Origin of the sequence: Prevotella sp. P3-92 (assembly GCF_002251205.1) — a bacterium.
Lineage (GTDB): Bacteria > Bacteroidota > Bacteroidia > Bacteroidales > Bacteroidaceae > Prevotella.
Genome location: NZ_NPJE01000064.1, coordinates 1 through 5,881, shown reverse-complemented (window position 1 = coordinate 5,881; position 5,881 = coordinate 1). Strand labels below are relative to the sequence as shown.

6 protein-coding genes are annotated in these 5,881 nt (G+C 44.8%); 5 read left to right on the top strand and 1 reads right to left on the bottom strand.

The features are described from left to right. The first annotated feature begins 29 nt into the window (after positions 1–29). Genes CIK93_RS11660 through CIK93_RS11640 form a run of 5 tightly spaced genes read left to right on the top strand, consistent with a single transcriptional unit; the run spans position 30 to position 5,335 of the window. Entirely contained in the window at positions 30–2,198 is a 2,169-nt protein-coding gene (locus tag CIK93_RS11660) for an RHS repeat-associated core domain-containing protein (RefSeq protein ID WP_094389658.1), read from the top strand. After that, a complete protein-coding gene (locus CIK93_RS11655; protein ID WP_094389657.1) occupies positions 2,198–2,710 on the top strand; it encodes a hypothetical protein in 513 nt (170 codons plus the stop codon). The genes CIK93_RS11660 and CIK93_RS11655 overlap by 1 nt, the downstream gene beginning before the upstream one ends. Positions 2,711–2,721: 11 nt before the next feature. Continuing rightward, on the top strand, positions 2,722–4,191 hold the full coding sequence (locus CIK93_RS13950; protein ID WP_254046316.1) for an RHS repeat domain-containing protein: 1,470 nt from the start codon (positions 2,722–2,724) through the stop codon (positions 4,189–4,191). Further along, positions 4,158–4,646, top strand: a complete 489-nt coding sequence (locus CIK93_RS11645; protein WP_254046315.1) for a hypothetical protein — start codon at positions 4,158–4,160, stop codon at positions 4,644–4,646. The genes CIK93_RS13950 and CIK93_RS11645 overlap by 34 nt, the downstream gene beginning before the upstream one ends. After that, a complete protein-coding gene (locus tag CIK93_RS11640; protein WP_094389655.1) occupies positions 4,643–5,335 on the top strand; it encodes an RHS repeat-associated core domain-containing protein in 693 nt (230 codons plus the stop codon). The genes CIK93_RS11645 and CIK93_RS11640 overlap by 4 nt, the downstream gene beginning before the upstream one ends. A 94-nt stretch (positions 5,336–5,429) precedes the next feature. Here CIK93_RS11640 and CIK93_RS11635 read toward each other — a convergent pair. Beyond that, on the bottom strand, positions 5,430–5,881 hold a 452-nt coding region (locus tag CIK93_RS11635; RefSeq protein ID WP_144269546.1), incomplete at its 5' end, for a transposase.

The window sequence follows — 5,881 nt, the reverse complement described above, 5'->3', positions numbered from 1 at the left end:
AATTCATCGGCAACAACCTTACAAGCGCGATGCCTGCATTAACCATTGGACAGGAACAGAGACAGCACGCCATCGGCTACCTTACGGGACAGGTGGTGTACGCTACCGGCGGCGAGGCCCTCGGCACTGTCACCGTGTACGACCGCAAGGGTCAGGCGGTGAGGACTGTGCGCAAGGGACTCGGCGGGCACATTGAGGATGTCAGCACCGAATACACCTTCACGGGCGCCGTTGACAGCACGGAGGTCAGGGTAGGCGTAGGTTACGGGGGCGACTTCACGGCGAAGACCGGCTACACATACCGGTACGGCAAGAAGACAAAAATGAGCCTGTCCGTCAGCCACGGGGGCACCGCGCAGTCACGCGACACGGAATACTCCTACGATGCCATCGGAAGGCTGAGCACCAAGGGGCGGCAAACGATAAGGAACTCCAAGTCATACTGCTCATATACCTACGACGTGCACGGATGGCTCAAGAGCGTCAGCAGCGGAGGATTCCGCGAAGACCTGTACTATGCCGACGGTCTTGACAGCGCATGCCACAACGGAAACATAAGCACCGTGCGGTGGAAGGCAAGGAATGACAGCGAATACAAGGGCTACAACCTGAGGTACGATGGATGCAACCGCCTGTACCTGGCGCTTTTCGGAACAGGCGACAACCTGACAGGTAACAGAAACTACTTCAACGAGCAGGCGGAGTACGACTGCAACGGAAACATCAAGAGGCTGCGACGTTGCGGGCTCCAGGACGCGATGCACGGAGGCTTCGGATTGGTTGACGACCTGCGGATGACATACGAGGGGAACCAGTTGGCAAGCGTGTTCGACAATGTCTGGAGACTTCCGTACGCAGGGGCGACGGACTTCGACGGCGTGGCTGGGCAGGAGTATCCACTGACATACAACGATGCAGGGTCACTTACGAGTGACGCCAGCCGCAGGATAGCGAGGATAGACTATGACTGCCTGAACAACCCGGTCAGGATACAATTCACCGACGGAAACGTGACGAAATATGTCTATAGTGCCACGGGCGAGAAACTGCGCGTGGTGTATCAGACTGCAGTTCCCAACATCACCGTTGCCATAGGCAGCGCGAGGGAACTCATGCCGTCGGAGATTCTGTTCACTGACTCTACCGACTACCTGCTGGGCGGTGCTCTCACGTTGAGAAACGGCAGGATAGATAAGTATCAGTTTGATGAGGGCTATTGCCAAGCCACACAATATAATGCCACGCAGGACAATTTCACCTTTCTGTACTATGACAAGGACCACCTGGGCAATGTACGTCAGGTGACGAAAGCCAGCAACAGCACGGGGACTGTAGTGCAGACGATGAACTACTACCCATTTGGAGCCCAGTTCTGTGATGGTTCTGCTGCTACAAGTGACTTCCAACAGTATAAATATAACGGAAAGGAGTTAGACAAGATGCACGGACTTAATACATACGACTACGGTGCGCGTCAGTATAATCCCGTGACAGCCCGATGGGACAGGATAGACCCGTTGGCGGAGAAATACTATAGCGTTAGTCCGTATGTGTATTGTCTTAACAATCCTATCAGACTAATTGATCCTGATGGAAGGAAAATATTTTTAGTTGGAACCCATGATGAGCAGATGAGGACATTAGGTTATATGCAGAAATTGACAAATGACAATCTGTTATTGAATAGGAAAACAGGTGAAGTGACAATTGGCGGTAGAAGATGGGACAATAGAGACAAGAAACTGGATGTCGGAACATCTTTGCTGAGAGATGTGATTGGTCACAAACGTACTACTGGAATCCAGATAGGGAGTGAAAGCGATAGGAATAGATATCATAGTTATTTCCCTAAAGACGCATCCAATGGTAAAGGTACGGATGGTTATATTAATCTGAACCCGTCATCTTCTCTGGATTTAAAAGTTCAGGACTCCAATACAGAAAAAACTGTAGTTGAAACTATACCTATGGAAATCGTGGTTGGACATGAGTTAATTCATGCATATTCAGCAATGAATGGCAATGCGCCAAAGGATGGAGAAGAATCATCGTATATTTACAGGGACGTAGATGGTAAATTGTATGAAACACAAGAAGAAACCAGTGAATTAGAAACTGTAGGTATTATAGGCAATGAAAAATATACAGAAAACAAATTACGTAAAGAACATGGTCTAAATAAAAGAGTTGTGTACTAATGAAAAAAAACATTATTTTCTTTTTTGTAATCATCTTATGCGGATGTACGAAAACGTATGACGATGGCATTCTATGCAAATACCTTTATTTCCCAACAAGCACAAATAAAAATTGCTTTTGGGTGGAGGTTAAAGAAGACAGGACATTGAAAGAAATTTTCGGTGAGATGTCCTGGGATTGTCATGACTCTATCTCATCTGGAAAGTTTCCCAAGGATGGTATTTCGTGGGAGAAAATTCATGATGAAGACAGCATAATAATAGATGCTACCGCATTTAGGCAACTTGAAGAACTTGTCTCGGAAGTAAGGAAACGAAAATCCGTGAACTATTTTATTCAGAGCATTTCTCATGATGGTATGGGTAACGTACTTTTTATAAAAGACAGGGCCTATTATTTTGAGATAGGAATTTACGATGACAAACCGACCATGGATTTTATAGATAAACTCAAAGAAACAAGCCCAATCCCAATAAGAAGTTCGTGGGGTTCAGTTCTTCAGAAATATTAATAAGGAGATTAATGATTAGCATAAAGTTTCAAAAGGTTCAAATCATAGGACTGCTTGACGACCTCCAGATGACGTACGAGGGAAACCAGTTGTCAAGCATGCGCGACAACGCCTCGCGGATGGCGTACGCAGGTGCTACGGACTTTGACGGCGTGGCTGGGCAGGAGTATCCACTGACATACAACGGCGCAGGGTCGCTCACGAGCGACGCCAGCCGCAGGATAGCGAGGATAGACTACGACATGATGAACAACCCGGTCAGGATACAGTTCACCGACGGAAACGTGACGAGGTATGTCTATAGCGCCACGGGTGAGAAACTGCGCGTGATATATCAGACTGCAGTGCCGAACATCACTGTCGCCATCGGCAGCGCAAGGGAGCTCATGCCCTCGGAGATACTATATACCGACTCCACGGACTATCTGCTGGGCGGTGCCCTTACGCTGAGGAACGGCAAGATAGATAAGTATCTGTTCGACGAGGGCTACTGTCAGGCGGAAAGCCTGAACGCCACTCAGGACAACTTCATGTTTTACTACTACGACCGCGACCACCTGGGCAACGTACGTCAGGTGACGAAGGCGGCCGGCAGTACGGGGACGGTGGTACAGACGATGAACTACTACCCCTTTGGTGCCCAGTTCTGTGACGGCTCTGCCGCATCAGGTGACATGCAGCCGTATAAATATAATGGGAAAGAATTTGATAAGATGCACGGCCTGAACACCTACGACTACGGTGCACGTCAGTATAATCCAATCACCGCACGATGGGACAGGGTTGATCCATTGGCAGAGAAATATTATGGCGTTAGTCCGTATGTGTATTGTACGAATAATCCTGTAATGTTGGTGGATTCAGATGGACTTTTCCCTATAGGGATTGTCAAAATTCGCCATGAAAGAACATACATGGTGACAGGTACAAGTATTACAGGAACTATTATGACTACAAAGGCACAAACAACATATTATAATTTTACAGAATCCGCCGCTCATCTATTATCTTTAGTGTCTGGTATTTCTGAAAAACATATAAGGAAAGTCAGGTTGGAAGAATTCGGAGGACAACTGAAAAACAATTGCATTACTTTAGGAAGTAGTCCTGAAAAAACTCGTATACTTGTATCGCCTACTTATTTCGATGAATCAAATATGAGCAGTGAACAATATTATGATTGGTGGTTTCGCGAATTTTCGCATGAGGTTGGTCATATAAAACAAATAAATAGAGATCAGAATTCAGGTCAATACATACTAAAAACAATTTATGGGTATATTAAGACTATGAGTCATGATGAAGCCCCACGTGAAAAAGAAGCAGAGCAAGGAAGTATAGCATATAGAGATTTCAGAAATTTTGTAAAGAATGAATTCAAAACAGATTTGACTACATTATTTGTAGATGAGAAATCTGAAGAAAAAAAGATAAAACAACTTGATATATGGTGGAACTCTTATATAAATCAGGGAAGATAAAACACTTATTTTATGCCTGTATAGTGTCGCTTCTTTTTACAGCATGTACAGAAGATCATTCTTTCTCACTTGATGAGAGGCGACAGATTATAGTAGTACATAATTTACTGGTTTTAGAAATTGAATCTGATAGTTCGCAAACTCATGAAGGACATTTTTTCTTTATTGTCAAAGAAAATCCGTATGATACGAAAGAATTTGATACAATCAGATTACAGGGTCAATCTACAGGATTAAAGATTAAAAAGGATGATAGTTGTGGTTACAAAAAAACGCAAATGATCAATTTACTTCCTAATAGGAAATACACTATAATCCATAGTGGAATGGGTGGTCGGGTACGTATTCAAGAATACTTTTGGACTGATTCAATAGGCAACTTAAGAGTTGACCCGACAAGAAAAAGAAAAGTTGGTTATAAAGAGGTTATAGGGACAGATAGTTGGGGAACATGACAAAGGATATCTATAGCGCGACGGGCGAGAAACTGCGCGTGGTGTATCAGACTGCCGTGCCGAACATCACCGTCGCCATAGGAAGCACAAGGGAGCTCATGCCGTCGGAGATACTATACACAGACTCCACGGACTACCTGCTCGGAGGTGCTCTAATGCTTAAAAACGGCAAAATAGATAAATTCCTGTTTGATGAGGGTTACTGCCAAGCCACACAATATAATGCCACGCAGGACAACTTCACCTTCCTCTACTATGACAAGGACTACCTCGGCAACGTACGTCAGGTGACGAAGGCGATGGGCAGCATGGGGACGGTGATGCAGACGATGAACTACTACCCCTTTGGAGCCCAGTTCTGTGACGGCTCAGCCGCCACAAGTGACGTGCAACCATATAAGTATAACGGAAAGGAACTGGACAAGATGCATGGACTGAACACCTACGACTACGGAGCAAGGCAGTACAATCCTATTACAGCACGTTGGGACAGGATGGATCCGCTGGCAGAGAAATATTATCCATATAGTCCTTATATGTATTGTCATGACAATCCCGTAAATAGGATTGATCCTGATGGACGTGATGATTATTACACCACAAATGGAGATTTCTTGTTCCGTGACGATAAAGAAACAGATAATATTATTATTAGAAACCAATTCTTACCCCAATTCGGGATAAAATAGCGATTAGTTGCATGTGAAGACAGATACGTGAATTCTCTTCCCATACCATCAGACATGGGCTATATATAAAGAATCGAAAGAGATTATTCTGTCCTTAGAACAATGTAAGTTGCTTCGTGTCTTCGATGCAGTATCCTTTCAATGCCTTTGGCTTGTTATCAAAGAAACAATATGCTCCCAAGGCAGAAATAAGGTTCATGATAAAGTTGCTTACAGATCTATGGCGTGAATGTACAATCTGTGCCGTATTCTTCAGCATGTCGTTAATGGTTTCGATAATGTATCTCTTGCGCAGCATCATTCTGTCATAGAATGGCATCAGCTTGTTTTTCATGTTTACGCGCAACCCTGTCACCAGCAGTATTCCATCCTCAAAGAGGAAGTCAAACAGCTTCTGCGAAATATAGCCTTTGTCAGCGAACAGCTTGCCATACAAACGTTTAGCAAGAACCTTGAACACATTCGGGTCCTTGTCGCTGACATTTGCACCAGTAAGTACAAACGCTATTATCTCGCCTCTGTCATTGCACGCAAGATGGAGCTTAA